This window comes from Sebaldella sp. S0638, assembly GCF_024158605.1.
Lineage (GTDB): Bacteria > Fusobacteriota > Fusobacteriia > Fusobacteriales > Leptotrichiaceae > Sebaldella.
In genome coordinates, this window is record NZ_JAMZGM010000049.1 from 1 (window position 1) to 17,705 (window position 17,705).

The following is a 17,705-nucleotide window of genomic DNA, read 5'->3' on the forward strand; positions in this document are numbered from 1 at the left end:
CTGTCTATTTTGTGATACTCATTTTTTTATTTAAAAATTCTTCTTTTTTTCCTTGACATTTTATAACTGGTCTATTTTCTGGACTTATTAAGATATTTCAATACTTTGTTATATTCTGTTTTATGCCATGCTACATCTTTTTTGGCCCTGTAGCTTTCTATCCTGTCAGCTTTTTCCATCTGTGCTTCCATATCAGGAATTTCTGCCTTCTGGATATTTTTCTTATCTGCCATAGAGATACTTCCTATAATAATCAAAAATATAATTATACTTTTTCTCATTAAACCTCCTTTCAAAATAACATTATTCTACATAATTCTACATGCTTTTTTAAATATTCGCATTTGTTTAATTTTGCGAATCAAAAAAAATAATTTAATCTTTTACACATAAGTCTGACAAATTATCATATTTTAATTTTATTTATGTTAAAATTGACTTTAAAGAATTAATTTAGTACAATATTTATATGAATGTATTCGCAAAATTAAACAAATACGACTATTATTTTAATTTTGTGTATTTCATTCATAATTTACTATTTTTGTTAAATTTATAATTTTATTCTTATTACATATTTCACTGCTAAAAACAAAGGTTTGTCAAACATTATTAATATAATAAAAATAAAAAAAGAATAATATCAAATCTGACATTATCCTTTACATTTCATCTTTAAACATCACGGCAAATACTATTAACAAAATCCCGCAGCATACAAACAAAGCTTTTTCACGGAGCAGTTCTGTAAAAAGACCTCCAACTACTGCTCCTACTATAAAAAACAGTATTAAACCATAGTAAATCATGTATTTTTCTTTAGCAGCCTTGTCTTTGAGCATTATATACTTATATAACTGCTCTGTTCCGCTTCTCAAATTACCTGTACACATTGTAGTTGCCGATAAATTTCCGTTTACTTTACGGAAACTCTCTACCTGAAGCGAACATATAAATGAAATTGCTATATTCACAATAATATTGTAGTTTCCCTGCGGTACAAAAGCTAAAATAAATAATACAAAAATTTCTATAAGAATAACAATCTGTCTCCAGTGTATTCTTTTCCTGCTTTTAAGTTTTGTTCTGATAAATTCAGCTGCCAAAACTCCTAAAACAAATGCCGAAATCGGAAAAAGATAAAAAACTGCCTCTCCCCATTTAGCTTCGACTATCTTAAGTCCCAAAAGAACAATATTTCCCGTCTGCGCATTTGCAAATACATTTCCTCTGATAATAAAAGTATAGGCATCAGTGAATCCTCCGACCATACTTAATAAAATTCCTAATCTAAAAGTATCAGAGGTTTGTTTATATTTTTTTAGTCCGGATCCAAACATTTACATTCCTCCATTCGTTTTATTATTGGCTCGGCTAAGAACTATTTTTTCATTATATTAAAAAGCTGGACATAAGTCCAGTTTTTTTAGCCGATTTATAACAAAACGATTGTTTTCCGCATGTATTGTAGCACATTAAAATGAAAAGTCAACCCCAATGTTTACAGCACTATTTTTGCTAAACACATCTGTATTCTTTAGTAAACGAAAATTTATTTACCCTTTCAGATACTTCCTCAAATCCAGCCCTGTCCTAAAACCAAACTTCACACATTCAAAAAGCTCTTCAAGCATTAATTCACTTATTTCACAGTAAGTTCTGAATGCTTTGTCACCATATTTTTCTTTAAATTCATTTTCCAGATTCAGAATCTTTTGATTCAATTCCAAAAGCTTTGGATTAGTTGCCAGATTCTCCTCAAACAATGTATTAAATATTGCTTCTTTTGATATCATTGATATCCCCTCCCTTTATTATATCAATAATATAACACAATATTTTAATTTAAGCAATATGTTTATTAAAATTAAATTACTTTCTGTTTCTTTCGTTCATCAGTAAATTATCTATATACTCTGATTTATTATCTGTATTCTCGTTTAACCATCTTGAATTTTCAGGACTAATTCTGATACTTAATGTTACCTTTTTATTTTCTTTTAGTTTTTCTGGTCTCCCGGCATTTGGATTTTTAAATCCTGCTTTTCTCCCACTTTTACCTTTTACTCCTGACACAAATATACCTCCCCATATTTTTCCCTTGATTATAACATTTTATATACCTAATGTAAAAAATGAAAGCCGAAGTTTCGAAAAAATCCCAAAAATATACAGTAATAAATCCCGGACATTTCAAAGTATCTTGTTGCAATATGGCTAAAAACGAGGTAAAACTTACTAAGCAGCGCTATACTGGAATTTCTTCAAAATATACCAAAATAATCTGATAAATAAAATATAATACAGGGAGGAATATATGGAAAAACCGGAATATCAAAGCAAAACAATATTTCTTTATATTGTAAGGCACGGAAAAACCATTTCAAATCTGGAAGCCAAAGTACACGGCTGGACTGACAGCCCTCTTAGCGAACTGGGAATATCACAGGCAGAAAAAGTGGGTGAAGGGCTAAAAAACATCACTTTCAACGCTGCCTATTCCAGTGATATCAAAAGAGCCGCAGATACAGCAAAAATCATTCTCCACGCCAATAAAAACGAAACCCCGGAACTACAGGAACTTTTTGGTCTGCGGGAATGGAATTACGGTGGTTATGAAGGCATTGACGAGACAAATATGTGGGTACCCCTATTCAAAGAAAAAAATATGGAATTCAAGCTTGACCGTTCGAACTGGAAAGAATTCACATCACTGACTACAGACAGGGAAATTGCAGATTTAATAGCAGAAAATGATCCTGCCAAAACAGCAGAAAACTACGACGATATCCTAAAACGTGCCAAAAAAGGCGTTGACTTTCTCATAAATGACATCACTGAAAAAGGAGGCGGAAATGCCCTTGTTGTTTCACATGGAAACATAATCCCCACAATTTTATATTTATACGCTCCCGACGAATATAGCGGGGAAACTGTGCCGAATTGCAGTCTTACTATTTTGAAAATAGAAAACGGGAGATTCTCCCTTGAAAAAGTCGGAGACACTTCTTTTATAGATAGTTAACCATAATAAAAGTATCCATGTACAGGAATCTGCTAAGTCTCCTATACATGGATTTTTTCAATTTCCTAATTTTCTATCTTCTCCAAACCATAACCATCAGCGGTATATGTCATGCTATATTCACTGTTCTTATCTCTGACAGTTTTCTCTCCTGTAAATTCAAATGTAGCATAATCAACATCTTTTAATATTTTATCTTCAATATAAATTCTTGAATACTTTTATTAATAACCATTTTCTCCCTGTATATAAATTTGTAATTACCTATTTATCCACTCTTTCCAGCCTGCATTCTATCTGATCAAAATCCGTAATGTAATATTGAAGTGTATATTCATGATTTTTATCTTTAACTAATATTTTACTCTTAGCTTCATCTACATAGCCAAAACTCGCGGCATCTATCCCTTCCAGCTTTTTCCCTGACAAATAAACAGCATTTTTATCCTTTAAAAATTTAGAATCCATGACCTCAAAACTCTTCATATCTATACCAGAAATTACATTCTCTTTGTAATATACAGCCTTATCATTTGCGGCATAATTATTCCCCAAAATACGAAAACTCTTTATATCTAAAACATTTAATTTTTTCTTCCCGAAATATACATTATTTTTATCTCTAAAATAGCCATTTCCCAGCACTTCAAAGCTTTTAGCATCTACACCGTCTATTTTTTCATTTTCATAATAGACGAAATTTTTATCTTTATAGTAACCATTCCCCAATATCACAAAACTCTTAGCATCTGCATCTGTTTGTTCCCACCCGAAATATACATGTTCTTTATCTTTGGAATATTTCGCCGGTCTTTCCCCGTCTTTCATAACTTCAAAAGTATTCGGGTCGGCATAATTTATTTTCCCAAAATTATAATATACAGAATCTTTATCCCTGAAATATTCTTCTGACAATGCCCGCACAGTTTCCAGATCAGCTCCGGTTTTTTCTCCGGCAAAATAAACATGTTCTTTATCCCGTGCCAAAGCATAACCCAAAACTTCAAAATCTGCTGCTTTTACTTCACTTATCATATTCTGCTGATAATAAACATGATTTTTATCCTTCGCATACCCGCTTTTCGGTATTAATTCAAAACTTTCAGGATCAGCACCTTTTATTATTTGATAAAACATATACACATTTTTTTTATCCTTAAAATAACCCCCGTCTAAAATTTTTAAAGTTTTTAAATCTACACCTTCTATTTTCATCCCACCGGAATAAAAAGATTTTTTATCCTTTCCATAGGCCCATTCCAAAGCCTTAAAAGATCTAGGATCAGACCCTTCTAGTATTTCACCGCTGTAATAAACATAATTCTTGTCTTTGGAATAATAATTATTCAATATCTCAAAACTCGGAGCATCTGCATCTTCCATTAATATACCCGCAAAATATACATGATTATTCCTGATGAGATATTCGAATTCCGTGCTGTTATTTTCAACAGCAGAAATTCTATCCTCCGCAATACTTTTTCCCTTATTATTCCCGCAGCTTATAACAACTATAAGCATTATTACTATTAATAACCATTTTTTCATACTCTCTCCTTATTTGTAACATTTTTATTGTAAAATCTTATTAACTTTATAACTAAGCCTCTTTTTCAACAAAGGCACTTTAACTGTGCATAGAGATAATTATCATTAATACTAGTATAGAAAAATTTCTCCTCCTTATTATTCCTTATCTTCATTCCGCTAAAATTTTAAATAAACAGTATATTTTTTCGTACAATTTCATTATTTTTTATTTAATAATAAATTATAGCCGAACAGATGTTTTTTTTCAAGCGAAAAAAGTTTTGTTTTAAAATCATACATTGTTAACCTGCCTGCTGTAAGAGTATTTTTTATAAAACAAAAAGACTATATTCTTCAATATACAGAATACAGTCCCTTTTAGAATCTATTTATAAATATTCAAAAAAAGAATCAGTTTACCTCACTTCTTTTACTACCAGATTGATTTTTTTATCTTTTACCGTGCTTCGGCGGTCTTGAATGACCGCGTCCGTTATCATTTTTCGACCCTCGGGGATAATGATCGTCTACAACAATACATGAAGTCAGAAATATTAATAATGCTGTACTCATTATGAATAATTTTTTCATATTTATCTCCTCTACCTCTTTTTAATATTAGTATTTTTCGTGTTAGTTATTTTTCTTGTTTCATACTTCAAACATTTCCCTGTTTTTTTGCTTTTTTGTACACAAACTTTCTGATACCCCGGCTTAACATCTGTTTTCTTTTTAGTTCCAGCTCCGTATCCAAACACTGATAACCCCGCTGCTAATGTAAATATCATTATAATACTCTTTTTCACTATTTGCTCCTTCCAAATTCCCTGATAATATTCTATTTTATTAACATAACAATAAGTATTATGTTAATAAAAAGAGCCCATCCAGGTGAGCTCAAAAAATAAAAAATTATTACTACCATTTCTAACAAATATATAATAACAAATAAACGTGTCAATCATGTGTCAAAAAATATTTTTTCACTATTTATTGAACTAAAGAAAATATTTTTTATTATTTATAATTTTTTTATATGATAAAATTAATTATAAAATTTAAATAAATATAAAATACATTAAAAATTTATCTTTTTATCCTTCATTGTCCTTCCATCCAGAAGTAGATACATATTTCCTCTATTTCCTCATCTGTCAGGTTCCTTTTTTCCACTAATTTGCTCATATACAAAATTTCATATATTGAACCGAGAAACATTCCTAATTTCAAAGTCATATATTTTCCGCATTTAAATCTTGTCTCTGTTTCTAAAAATATTCTTTTCAAATTTTCAAGAAAAAATTCAGCTTCCGGCTTTTTTTCCGCATAATATGAGCCTTTTATGCTTATTAAAAAAAATAATATTTCTTCCTTTTCCTCCAAAAATCTTATTAGTTTCCTTGTCAGGCTGAATAAGTAATCCTGTTTGCTATGTGTGAATTTCACCTGTTCCAGAACTCTTATTATCTCATTTGAAGAATAATCCATAATCTCTTTATATATCTCATTTTTACTTTTATAATGATAGTATAAAGTTCCCGGACTTGTTTTTAGTTTTTTTACTATTTCTCCAATCGAGGTTTTTTCCAGTTTCTTTTCTTTCATCAGGCTTAATGTTACTTCGATTACATCTTTTCTTTCCATCATTCTCCTTTCAGAGACAAGAAAAGGGTATTTCCGGATAATCATTCTCCCCATGTAATCCGGAAATCTTGACCTTTTCTGTTTATCTGCCAAAAATACTGCTTCTACATATTTTTTTATAATATAAAGGGTTGTTTATTACCAAGATAAAGTTTTAAATTACTTTTTGGTTTAATACTGTTATAATCATCTTTTTTAATTACACCTGCTTTTGACAGCAGAGAAAAACTCTTCCGAAGAAACACCCGAAAGTTCACGTACTTTTTTTCTCCTAAAATACTGCCTTTAGCGTTAATCCTGCTCTGTAATCATCTTCTTTATCATTACCTGTAGAATACTGACCAGTCAGAAATATCCCGTATCTGTCTGCTATTTCTACACCCACTGATGCTTTCGTTTTGAATATTCCTTTTTCATCCTGCGGTTTTGATAAATTATGATAACCATCTTCTATTGCTATTAATCTTGCTTTTTCTCTTTCGTTCAAGTCTGCAAGTTCGTATTCATATGCCACATCAAGACTTCCCTTTAGCTGCCATGCCGTATTGTTCCCCAGCGGCAACGCACCTTTTAGTTCCACTCCTGCTCTTGGTTTTACGCTCCATGCATCATTTCCTTCTACTTGAAGTCTTTCAAGACCGCTTTCCTCAAATGACGGTCTTGTCACATACATTGCCTTAAATGCTCCATAGGGCATGATACTGGCTTTTTTTCCAAGTCCGAATTCTTTCCCTAAAATATTGTCACTTGTTATACTATATGTTTCATATGTACCGTTCATTTCTGATCTGCCAAGCTCATCGCCCCAGTTAATATTTCTGTCTACATTATGTATACTTGCTCTTCCTGTAAGATCATTTCTCAGCTGCCATCCATGTGCTGCATACTTGCTGTGCACTCCGAGCTGTATTGTATCTACCCATTCTTCGCTGCCGTTGCCGTCATCAAATTCAAATCCTGTATGTAAATATCCCAGTGAATAACCAAATGTGTGTCTGTAAGTTCTTTCTACTTCACGCAAAGCTATTGCTCCTGTGGCAGTATAATCATATCCTACCACTCCGTCAGTTTCTTCTTTATTTTTTCCTTTTCCAGCTACTATGGCTATTTTTACATTTTCTTTTGTATTATTATCGGAATTTTGCAGTAAATGCAGTGAGTCTTCAAATACATTTGCTATATCTTTTTCTCTCTGATTTATATTAGCATATACATTACCTGCAAGGCTGGCAATTATGTGTCTGAAACTTTCCTCTGTCTCTATATAGGCTGTTTTATTATATATTGTTACTGCATCTCCTTCAGCTGACAGATAATTATCTTCCAATGCCTGTCCGAAATCTTCAAACCATAATCCGTCTGTAAAAGTAGTAAAAGGAATTCTTTCCATATATACGTCTACTCCGTCAGCTGTAACCTGAGGTGTTGCTTCCCATAACAACGAACCGCTTATGAAGTCATACGTTCCTCCTGATGATGCCTGAATTACACCTTCTAATTTATAGACATTTGCTATTGTTCCGTCTGAAAACCCCGCCAAAATTGTTATTGCAGAATCTGTTGACACCGTATCAGCTATTAGTGATGTCCCTGACAGTGTAAAAGTCCCGTCTCCGTTATCCACTAGTGTTGATAAGTCAGTTTTTATCATAACCTGTATACCATCCAGTGCCAGCACACCGCTTGTTTTTATTATTCCGGCATTTACTAGTGTAGGCAGAGTGTAGCTGCTTGATGATGAATATATTGTATAATCACTTGCACTGTTAACTGTCACTGCGCCACTTACAGTATGTGATTCATTGGTTGCATCCAGTGCTACCAGAGCTTTGGCATTATTGCCCGAAACATCAATTGTACCGTTATTGGTTATTATAGTTCCAGCACCGGCATACATTCCTATTGCATTATCTCCGGAAATTTGTATATATCCATTATTTATTATCTGCGAGCCTGAACCTGTTCCGCCCATTCCTACTGTATTATTTCCTGAAACATTTATTACACCCGTTGATTCATTTGTTATAATTCCTCCTTCGGTGTACATTCCCACCGAGTAATCTCCGCTTGTACTTATAGTACCATAATTGGCCGCCGTTCCTCCTTTAGCTACTACACCATATCCGCCGTAGCCTGTCGAGATTAACCCGCCTGAATAGTTTGTTATTGCAGCATTTTCACCGTATATTCCTACTGAATATTTACTGTTATCCACATCAACATCTGTTGTCCCTGCTTTGAAAGCCAGATCCGAATCTTTCACTGCTATAGTTCCGTAGTTATCCACAATTCCTCCGTTATTGTATACCCCTACATTATTATTTCCGGCAGTACCGTCAATTGTTCCGGTATTTACTATAGTTCCTCCGTCAGTAAGATAAAATCCCACATTATCTGAACCAGTCATTGTTAAATCAGCATTACTGGCTATATTTGCACCGCTTGTTGCGTACAGATACAATGAATCTGTTCCTATTGTATTGGTATTTCCGGCAAGATCTGCATATGAGCCTCCCTGTAACACAATTCCATAGTTACTGTTCCCTATATTAAGACCGACCCCGCTGTTTATTGCAGAAGAAATCCCGAATACTGCCACTGCTCCGTTTGTACCTATATTAATTACAGTTCCTGAATTCAAATTAACAGTTCCGTTAGTTGAATAGATTCCGGTACCTGAATTTCCTATATTCAATGTTCCTGTGTTAATGACATTACCGCCGCTGCTGTATATCCCTATTGAATTTTCTCCGGAAATTATTGTTCCTGAATTTGCAATCTGGCTGCCTGCAGCAGCACTGTACATTCCCATGCTTGGATCCATAGCATCCGAAGAATTCCCTACTATAATTGTTCCGGTATTATTTATATCAGAAGTGCTTGTTCCTGCCGAGTATATTCCTATTGATTTATCTCCTGTTAAATCAATATACCCGTCATTTGTCACAGGCATTAGTGTTACTGCATTATTATCAGCATATATTCCCACTGTTCCTGAACCGTTGCTTGTTATACTTCCTGTACTTGTATTAGAAGCACTTACACCATCTTTAACATATATTCCCTGAGAGTTCGAACCTATAGATATTACTCCGCTGTTTACTACCAGAGAACCGCTTCCCGAAGTCATTAATCCCGCAGAAGAATTCCCAAGAGTTATTGTCCCTTTATTGCTTAATCTAGAGCCGTTTTCTCCGTAAAGTCCCAGCGAACTGTCACCAAAAGTAATTATTCCGTCATTTTCCCCATCTATACCAGAAGTCATTCCAGACGGCAATGATCCTGCATACTGCCCGTCCAGTGCTGCGGCAGCTACATTAGTCGATCCGGCAGATGAAGTAATTGTCGAACCGCTCAAATATACAGCTGCATTTTCTCCGGATACCAGTGTACCATTTGATGCAAGATTGCTGTTTCCTGTGTATTCAAATGCTCCGCCTACTATTTTACCAAGAGTGTAGCTCGATCCTGATGTAACACTCCCTACTTCAAAATTATTTGAAATTGATCCGCTTGAATCTATATAGAATAAAACTACATTCTGACCATCAATATTTATAGTATTTGTTCCTGAAGTTACCAATGAAGATGTACCTGAAAGATACATTCCCAGCGCATTATCTCCGTTCAAATTGATAATTGTGTTAGCTAAATCAACATCACTGTCATTGGCATAAAGTCCGACTCCGTTTGTTCCTACTGTTATTGTAGAGCCGCTTCCCGTTAATGTTCCTCCGTTTACATAGACTCCCACTGCATCAGATACATTTCCAAGGTCTATTACACTTCCCGAAGTTAATGTTACTGTTGCATTACTCAAAGCAACACCGCCGTTATTATCCAGGTATATCCCTATTGTTCCTGAACCGCCTGTCCCTGTAATACTTCCGGTATTTGTAATACTGATCGTTCCTCCGCCGTATGTTCCCGGAGTTGCCGGATCCTGATAACCCACTCCGTAAATACCTATACCTTCATCTCCTATATTAATAGAACCGGTATTTATTGTTGTTGTTCCGTTTTCTCCGTAAATACCAAAACTGCTGTTTCCTGTAGCAGAAATAACAGAAGAATTTGTTATATTGCCGTTATTCGCATATATTCCTATTGATTCTATTCCAGAAAGACTTATTGTACCGTTATTAATCATATTGTTATATGTAACTCCGGTAACAGAAGAAAAGTTATCACTTAATGCTATTTGGTTCGCCTGTGATCCTGTCATGCTGATTCCGCTGTTAACAGTTACTCCTATTAATGACTTTTCTATCTCGTTATATGCATCTGTGCTGTCGTCAAGATTCACATTTTGATCAATTGCAAGTGTTCCTTCCAAAAGTGAAGCTACATTTCCATTTATAGTTAAGCTGTTGAAGTAAGAATTTAATGATCCGAAACTCAATGATGATAAAATAGAACTGGCTCCTTGTAACGCCAACAGTGTAGCACCATCATCCACTACTACATCTAAATTATCTAAACCAGTATAATATGTAGAAAAATATGTACCAATATTTCCATTAACTAGAAAGCCGGTTGCTCCTGATAGTAAGTTCAAAGTACCTGCTGATGTAAAGTTAGTTTTAGTTGTTGATCCTGTAGTTTCAGATATTGAAAATATTGAACCGTTTCCAACTGTAAAATTCGTGGCACCTGTTGTCAATGTTCCATCAATATTATATAAAAGTACACCGTTTGTCCCCACTTCATATGTTCCAGTACCTAAATCAACAGTTCCTCCATTGTTATATACTCCTATTGAGCTATCTCCTGTAGCCGAAATATTAACAATCGAATTATCTAAATCTACTGTAGAATTCTTCACATAAAGTGTACCGCTGCTGTCTCCTGTTACTATAAAATTATATGTTCCGCCAGCAGATTCCTCATTTAAATAACTTCCGCCCATAAGGACTATTCCATGAGATTTTGCTCCATTTGTCTCTATAGTATTGGAATCCAGAAGATTTATTTTTCCTCCTGTTGAAGCATATAAAGCTGTTGTCCCATCAACCTTGTTTGAACTGCTTCCTACTATCACATCAGGATATAAATTCAATACTGAGTTATTTCCAATCACTGCCAGACCTGTGTTATTTTTCCCGGAAGTTATATTAATCGCAGAAGATGTTACGTTATCTAAAGTCAGAATTCCATTGTTTATATATACTAAAACACTGTCTTTTGCATAATCTCCGAATATGAATTCGTAATCTTTTATTCTGTATTCATAACCTGTTGAATTAGTAACGTATAAACCTATAGAACCTTCAACATAATCCGCATCTTTTCCTGTTATATTTCCGGCATACTGATTTTTTTCATCTCCCACTGTAACTCTTATTTCTGCCGGCTGCTCATCATACCCTACACCGCCTGTTACAGCATTCGTCGTGCTGGCATAACCGTCATCCATATCATTTGCTAGTTCTATTCCTATGCTTGAATCTCCGTTTATTCTTATTGGGGTTTTTAATACCAGTTTGGAATATTTTAACGAAGGGCTGCTCTCCACACTTGTTACCAGCGATGAAGTTTTTATCCCATAACTGTTACTACCGTATAAAACCACATCTCCATAATTATAGAAAACATAGTGCGGAATTGAAGACAGATTTACTGTTGTCCCAAAATTGACTGCTATACTTTGTGCTGCTTGCATCTCGATTAATCCGCCTGCTTCATTATATAATTCCCATCTTCTATTTGCATTGGCACTATGGCTTTGAGCCGCCGTAAATGTAAATGCTACTTGTTTTGAGCCGCCATTTGTATAATTAACATCATCGTAATATCCGATTATTTTTCCGTAATTACGTACTGTAGGACTAAAAGACCCTGTATGCGACTGGAGTGCTATTATTATAAAGTTATCGCCATATCCTTCTAATGTAGCATAATTATACAATCCTCCGTAATAATTATACATAGTCGAACTGGTCCATGATGCAGCAGACAGTGCATTTCCATAATAATCCGTGTCAAATTGCGTATAAAGAGTACTTCTGCTTCCATGAGGATCATATTGTATCAAATGCGGAAGAGTCCCTGTATAACTGCTTCCTACTTTACTTGTTATTCTCATTACTAATGCTGTTACATCTCCCTCAGTACCTAACGTTATTTTTTCTGCTCCGCCCAGTTTATATAATGCAGTCGGACCACTTGACGTCAAAGTTGTATTTGTAGTTAAATCAGTCATAACTCCGCAATATCCGCTTGTATAACAGCTCCCGTTAGGATTGGCCGAACCATATAAATTTTCTGTATTATAACTTGATAAATAAGAATTGGTATTCCATGTTCCTTCCAAAAGTCCTGATGTAAGATTATACTGAGCTATTTTAGCAGTATAATAACTTGAAGTGCTTAAATAATTAAATGTATCATCACCATTTCCTGTATCTGGGGTAGTCACATTAAAACTTGATATGCTTGGAACAGTAGGTGCTTCAATATCAGGAATATCTATTGAGAAAGCATCCACATTCACATTAGCACTTACAGTCTTTGTAGGTGAGTTTATCTCCGCCGCAACTGGTGAACTGCTTATTTCTCTTTCAGGATTAAGCGACAATTCCTGTACATCTTTAGTTATTGATTTTAATGGAACGCTCACTCCTAAAGTTACTGACTTCGGTGTCTGCAGCGGCTGATATGCTTTCCCTGACAGGCCGCCTGCTGTTCCGCTTGTTACTACATAATTTCCGTTTGCATCATAATATCCAGTAACTTTTGAATGATATTCTGCATTTTCTTTGGAATTATCTACACCTTTGTTATATTCCTCGTAAAATCCCGTAAAAAATACCTGCCATTCCAAATATTCAGGTTTTACAATATAATCACTCTGTAAATATAAATCTTTTAGTTCCTTATTTTTTTGATTAAGTATTTGTTCTATTACCTGGTAATTTTTAGTATTGGATTTTCCATTTTCTATATTTTTCACAATGCTGTTATACATTCTGTCATATTTTGCTGAAATCTGAGTCTCTGCTCCTTCTGCATGAGACGCTAGTATCGAATTTAATGCTAGAAACGACACTAATAATTTCTTATTTCTTTTCATATCTCCTCCCAGTAGCTACCATATATTATTTTCTATTTTGTACTGTTCCACCTGAAACAATAATTCCTCTATTTCCTGAACCTCATATGTCTTTTTTTCTATTTGTTTGTTTGTTTTAGCAAGTGCCTGTTCCTGTCTTTTTGTCCTCGCCTGATGCTGTCTGAATTTTCCTCCTGTTCCTTCTCTCAGTCCTTTATTATACTCGTACATTTGTGCTGTATTTGTAATAAAACTGATAAAAGTTAAAAATAATATTATTATCTTTTTCATTTATGCTCCTTTTATATATTCTCTCTGTTTTTTGATTTTCACATACCGTCTCTTATGTCTGACTTTCATTTCCGGCTCAAAGCTACATCCTCCTTCAGATTTTCTCTTTTCTAATTAGTTTTTATATGCAAATAGTCTACATATTCTGCTAAAAACTTTTACAAACATTAAAAAAGAAAATTTCATAAATAATTTTTACAGAAATTTTTCCTCCTTTCAAAAATACTGCTGTTTTTCCTCAACATTCCAAATAAAATCCCTACCTTGTGTCAGAGTTTCAATAATAACAATTTAATGTGTCAAAATGGTGTCAAAACCCTTAAATACAAATTAATTATAGTTAGAAAGGTAACTATATAAAGCAAAAAAATTAATTACCTTACTAACTATTTTACTATAAAAAAATACGTATCTAGCTAACTATACGTATTTAACAATAATTCATTTTTTTGGTAAAAAATATTTTTTTATGTCTAACATGACATATTTTTCATTATTTTATCTAATATTTTAAAAAATGTTTCTATTTCTTTCTTTGTAAGGCTTTTTCTGGCAACTTCTTCGTTTCTTTCAAGGTCTTCTATTATTTTTTTATATAAACCTTCAGATTTTTTAGTCAGATCAAGTCTTTTATAACGTTCATCCTCAGAATCACGAATTCTTGTGAGATATCCTTCCTGTTCAAGAAATTTCAAAATTCTGGTAGCAGAAGAACGTCTGATATTAAAAGCCTCTTCTATATCTTTCTGAAAAACATCGAATTTACCTTCCACTCCGCCTATATATCCTATAATTGCAATCTGCATTCCTGTCAGGCCTTCATCAAGATTTACAGCATTTTTATCAATAAACCGCTTTATCTGATTCGCAAGTGCCCTTATTGAAAAAATAATTGTATCATTTTGATTCATTCTCTTTACTTCCTTTTCCTTTAATTATATCATTAAAACAGCTCCATTGTCAATTATTCAGGTACTTCCAGACTATGAAAGAACAAAGATTTTAAAAATTATCTTAAAGAAAAAACAGGGATACAGAACCAAAATGACATAAAATTAAAAATCCAATATCTTTTCTTTAAGTCTACCGTCTTCCCTGCATTTCCATAAAAAAATCAATCTACCCTGAGGGCATCTATCGGATTCAGTTTTGCTGCTTTTGATGCGGGATATACTCCGAAAACAATTCCTATCATAGTGGAAAGAGTAAGTGACAGGAAGATTATATTTACCTTTATTACCGGATTCATATCCAGAATATTTGATACTATCACAGTTGAAACTGTTCCTAAAAATATTCCTATTAATCCGCCTGTAAGAGTAAGTATAATGGATTCAATTAGAAACTGCAGAAGAATATCTTTATTTTTAGCCCCAATTGCCTTTCTCAGACCTACTTCCTTTATTCTTTCAGTAACACTTACAAGCATTATATTCATCACGCCGATACCACCTACCAGTAATGATACCGAGGCTACGAAACTCACAAAAATTGAGAGCATACTGAGAATACTGTTAAACTGATCTAAACCTGAACTTGAATTCACAGATTGATATAATCCCTCTATTTTTGCTTCTTTATTTAAGGTCTCCGAAGTAACACTCATAACCCTCTCCAGGTCATTAGGATCCTTTACCTTTACTTTCAGACTATCGTGATACTTTTCATCTAATTTGCTTATATATTGATAATTTTCATAGGGAACATATACAAGTGTGGGACTGCTCCCGCCAAGCAGACTGCTCATACTTGCCACAGGATTCTTAAATACCCCGACTACTGTATATTCTTTATAGCCGATATCTTTTAATTTAAGTGTTATTTTCTGTCCTATGGGTGAAGCTTCCCCAAAGACTTTTGCACTGGTTACATTATCAATTATTGCATAGTAACCATTTTTCCTGTATTCACTTGAGTTAAAATAACGCCCTAACAAAATCTGTGTATTTTCAATGTCAAATGTTTCCTGAGTTGATCCGAAAACCATTGTAAAGTTCTGAAATCCTTTCATTTCAAGCCTTTGTCTTGAGCTTCCCGACGGTGCCACGTATTCCACACCGCTTATATTTTTTATCATATCAATATGCTTCTGCTGCAAGCGATGCCTGTTTTTCGTATTATCCACAGAAGTATCCAAAGATACGTCAAAATTCCCTACTCCCAGCTTATTAAGGTCTCCGGTTATTTTTTCAGTAGCTCCGGAACCCAATGAGGACATAAGAATAACAGAAGTTATTCCTATAATTATCCCCAGCATGGTAAGAAATGACCTCATTTTATAACTTAACAGGTTTGTAACTGCCATTTTTAGTGATTCTATAAAATTCATCTTCTGTTTTTCACCTCTTCATCTATTTCTATGATTCCGTCTCTAAGCCGGATTATTCTTTTACAGTGTTCCGCCACATCTTCCTCATGGGTTACCATAACTATGGTTGTTCCTTTATTATTCAAATTTCGGAATATTTTCAATACTTCTTCACCAGATCTGGAATCAAGATTTCCTGTCGGCTCATCCGCTAAAAGTATTTTCGGGCTGTTTATTACCGATCTCGCAATAGCCACTCTCTGTCTCTGTCCTCCGGAAAGTTCACCGGGCTTATGGTGTATTCTGTCGCCAAGCCCAACCGCTGTCAAGGCTTCTACTCCTCTTTCATATCTTTCTTTTTTCGGCATATTGGCATACATAGCAGGTAATATAACATTTTCCAGTGACGATAATTTTGGAAGAAGATTAAACGACTGAAAAACAAAGCCCAGCTTTTGGTTTCTGATCACAGACAATTCATCCTGAGTCATAGTTGATATATCAATGTTATCCAAAAAATATTCTCCCTCGGTTAACTGATCCAGACAGCCTAAAATATTCATAAATGTGGATTTGCCGCTGCCGCTGGGCCCCATTAGTGCCACGTATTCTTCGGCTTCTACTTTCAGATCTATTCCCTTTAAAACTTCCAGTGAAAGCGGACCGTTCTCATAAACTTTTTTTATCTTTTTTACTTCTATCATTCTACCCTTCTTTCTCAACCAGACTTTACATCATAGGCGGTCCCTGCTGATTATTTTTTTTAGCTTCTTTTCCGGGTTTTACCGCTTCAGTAGTTGTTTTCACTTTTTCACCGTTCTTTAGATTTGCATCAGCATTTTTTATCAGTGTTTCCTTTTCACTTATTCCTGTTTTTATATGATAATAGTTATTATCTGTTGACCCCACTGTTACTTCCTTTTTCACTATCTGGCTTTTTTCATCAACTACAAAAACATAAAATCTGCCGTTCTCATCCAGTACTGCTGTGTAAGGAACCTTAATAACATTCACCTCTTCGAGATACAAAACTTTCACATTTACTACATTTCCCGGTTTCAGAAATATTTCCAGATTAGAAAATTTTATCTCTATTTCCACTTTACTTTCGTTATAGGACTCATCCTTTGTCGCTGTGCTTGCTATCTCTGTTACCACGCCAGTGAGAGTTTCCCCTTCTGGCAGAGCATCAGATGTGATTATTGCTTTCTGCCCAAGTTTTATATTTTTGGCATCATAGTCTGTAAAATCTACCTTAACTGACAGATCTTTTATATTGGTTATCTTGAACAAAGGACTGTCTGTATTTACCCTGTAATTATCATCTGCGATCATTTCAGATATAACACCGTCTACCGGACTTACTATCCTGTCTTCATACTGTCTGTAGTCACTTTCCAGTGTGGCAATTTCCAGCTGAAGATTTTTTATTTCATATGCTATATCCTCTGTCTCAGTCTTTGAAGCTCCGCCTACTTTTACTAATTCGCTTGAATTTCTGTAATTACGCTGTTTTTGCTCCAAAGTAACTTTTTTTTCCTGTACTTTTCTCAAAGCAGTATTCTTATCAGTAGGATCAAAAGTCAGAATAAGTTCACCCTTTTTTACAGTATCTCCAAGCTCAAAGTATCTTTTGGAAACCATAAGGGCTTTTGAAGTATACACTGATATTTCATTATTAGACTTTACTTCCCCCTCTTCTTCCACAAATAATTCAAAATTTCCCTTTTCTGCTTTGACTACTTCATACACTGTTTCATCTTTATTTTTTGAAAAAACTGTTTTAAATATTAAAAACCCTGTAAACAGTATAATTATTATTAAACTCAAAATTATTACTTTCTTTTTCAATTTTT

The 17,705-nt window shown here is 34.1% G+C and carries 15 protein-coding genes; 1 reads left to right on the forward strand and 14 read right to left on the reverse strand.

The window, feature by feature from the left end; genetic code table 11:
- Window positions 1–71 precede the first annotated feature (71 nt).
- The 4 genes from NK213_RS12900 to NK213_RS12915 all read right to left on the reverse strand — a co-directional run bounded on the left by NK213_RS12900 (window position 72) and on the right by NK213_RS12915 (window position 2,076).
- The gene (locus NK213_RS12900; RefSeq protein WP_253349800.1) at window positions 72–281 is read right to left on the reverse strand and encodes a hypothetical protein; all 210 of its coding nucleotides are present in this window, start codon (window positions 279–281) and stop codon (window positions 72–74) included.
- 381 nt (window positions 282–662) lie between these two features.
- On the reverse strand, window positions 663–1,340 hold the full coding sequence (locus NK213_RS12905) for a YoaK family protein (protein WP_253349802.1): 678 nt from the start codon (window positions 1,338–1,340) through the stop codon (window positions 663–665).
- Window positions 1,341–1,556: 216 nt separating this feature from the next.
- On the reverse strand, window positions 1,557–1,796 hold the full coding sequence (locus tag NK213_RS12910) for a hypothetical protein (protein WP_253349804.1): 240 nt from the start codon (window positions 1,794–1,796) through the stop codon (window positions 1,557–1,559).
- A gap of 76 nt (window positions 1,797–1,872) precedes the next feature.
- The gene (locus NK213_RS12915; RefSeq protein WP_253349806.1) at window positions 1,873–2,076 is read right to left on the reverse strand and encodes a hypothetical protein; all 204 of its coding nucleotides are present in this window, start codon (window positions 2,074–2,076) and stop codon (window positions 1,873–1,875) included.
- Window positions 2,077–2,317: 241 nt separating this feature from the next.
- On the opposite strand from NK213_RS12915, the gene NK213_RS12920 reads away from it, so the two are divergent.
- Window positions 2,318–3,025 (forward strand): histidine phosphatase family protein, encoded by a 708-nt coding sequence (locus NK213_RS12920; RefSeq protein ID WP_253349808.1) that lies wholly within the window; start codon window positions 2,318–2,320, stop codon window positions 3,023–3,025.
- A gap of 264 nt (window positions 3,026–3,289) precedes the next feature.
- Here the strand turns inward: NK213_RS12920 and NK213_RS12925 are convergent, their stop codons facing one another.
- From NK213_RS12925 to NK213_RS12970, 10 genes are all read right to left on the reverse strand, one after another.
- The gene (locus NK213_RS12925) at window positions 3,290–4,573 is read right to left on the reverse strand and encodes a DKNYY domain-containing protein (protein ID WP_253349810.1); all 1,284 of its coding nucleotides are present in this window, start codon (window positions 4,571–4,573) and stop codon (window positions 3,290–3,292) included.
- 432 nt (window positions 4,574–5,005) lie between these two features.
- Window positions 5,006–5,146 carry a hypothetical protein gene (locus NK213_RS12930; protein WP_253349811.1) on the reverse strand — a complete coding sequence of 47 codons (141 nt, stop codon included), beginning with the start codon at window positions 5,144–5,146 and terminating at the stop codon, window positions 5,006–5,008.
- A gap of 11 nt (window positions 5,147–5,157) precedes the next feature.
- Entirely contained in the window at window positions 5,158–5,361 is a 204-nt protein-coding gene (locus tag NK213_RS12935) for a hypothetical protein (RefSeq protein WP_253349813.1), read from the reverse strand.
- Window positions 5,362–5,656: 295 nt separating this feature from the next.
- Complete coding sequence (locus tag NK213_RS12940) at window positions 5,657–6,199, reverse strand: TetR/AcrR family transcriptional regulator (protein WP_253349815.1); 543 nt, start codon at window positions 6,197–6,199, stop codon at window positions 5,657–5,659.
- A gap of 271 nt (window positions 6,200–6,470) precedes the next feature.
- Window positions 6,471–13,271 (reverse strand): transporter, encoded by a 6,801-nt coding sequence (locus tag NK213_RS12945; protein WP_253349817.1) that lies wholly within the window; start codon window positions 13,269–13,271, stop codon window positions 6,471–6,473.
- 15 nt (window positions 13,272–13,286) lie between these two features.
- Entirely contained in the window at window positions 13,287–13,541 is a 255-nt protein-coding gene (locus NK213_RS12950) for a hypothetical protein (RefSeq protein ID WP_253349819.1), read from the reverse strand.
- A 473-nt stretch (window positions 13,542–14,014) separates the two neighbouring features.
- Window positions 14,015–14,452 (reverse strand): MarR family winged helix-turn-helix transcriptional regulator, encoded by a 438-nt coding sequence (locus NK213_RS12955; RefSeq protein ID WP_253349821.1) that lies wholly within the window; start codon window positions 14,450–14,452, stop codon window positions 14,015–14,017.
- A gap of 203 nt (window positions 14,453–14,655) precedes the next feature.
- The gene (locus NK213_RS12960; RefSeq protein WP_253349823.1) at window positions 14,656–15,870 is read right to left on the reverse strand and encodes an ABC transporter permease; all 1,215 of its coding nucleotides are present in this window, start codon (window positions 15,868–15,870) and stop codon (window positions 14,656–14,658) included.
- Entirely contained in the window at window positions 15,867–16,553 is a 687-nt protein-coding gene (locus NK213_RS12965; protein ID WP_253349825.1) for an ABC transporter ATP-binding protein, read from the reverse strand. The genes NK213_RS12960 and NK213_RS12965 overlap by 4 nt, the downstream gene beginning before the upstream one ends.
- A gap of 25 nt (window positions 16,554–16,578) precedes the next feature.
- Entirely contained in the window at window positions 16,579–17,700 is a 1,122-nt protein-coding gene (locus NK213_RS12970) for an efflux RND transporter periplasmic adaptor subunit (RefSeq protein ID WP_253349827.1), read from the reverse strand.
- Between the last annotated feature and the right edge of the window lie 5 nt (window positions 17,701–17,705).

Coding starts and splice junctions, on each gene's coding strand:
- NK213_RS12920 (WP_253349808.1), top strand. CDS start 2,318: ATGGAAAAACCGGAATATCAAAGCAAAACAATATTTCTTTATATTGTA.
- NK213_RS12925 (WP_253349810.1), bottom strand. CDS start 4,573: ATGAAAAAATGGTTATTAATAGTAATAATGCTTATAGTTGTTATAAGC.
- NK213_RS12960 (WP_253349823.1), bottom strand. CDS start 15,870: ATGAATTTTATAGAATCACTAAAAATGGCAGTTACAAACCTGTTAAGT.
- NK213_RS12900 (WP_253349800.1), bottom strand. CDS start 281: ATGAGAAAAAGTATAATTATATTTTTGATTATTATAGGAAGTATCTCT.
- NK213_RS12940 (WP_253349815.1), bottom strand. CDS start 6,199: ATGGAAAGAAAAGATGTAATCGAAGTAACATTAAGCCTGATGAAAGAA.
- NK213_RS12910 (WP_253349804.1), bottom strand. CDS start 1,796: ATGATATCAAAAGAAGCAATATTTAATACATTGTTTGAGGAGAATCTG.
- NK213_RS12905 (WP_253349802.1), bottom strand. CDS start 1,340: ATGTTTGGATCCGGACTAAAAAAATATAAACAAACCTCTGATACTTTT.
- NK213_RS12950 (WP_253349819.1), bottom strand. CDS start 13,541: ATGAAAAAGATAATAATATTATTTTTAACTTTTATCAGTTTTATTACA.
- NK213_RS12945 (WP_253349817.1), bottom strand. CDS start 13,271: ATGAAAAGAAATAAGAAATTATTAGTGTCGTTTCTAGCATTAAATTCG.
- NK213_RS12930 (WP_253349811.1), bottom strand. CDS start 5,146: ATGAAAAAATTATTCATAATGAGTACAGCATTATTAATATTTCTGACT.
- NK213_RS12965 (WP_253349825.1), bottom strand. CDS start 16,553: ATGATAGAAGTAAAAAAGATAAAAAAAGTTTATGAGAACGGTCCGCTT.
- NK213_RS12955 (WP_253349821.1), bottom strand. CDS start 14,452: ATGAATCAAAATGATACAATTATTTTTTCAATAAGGGCACTTGCGAAT.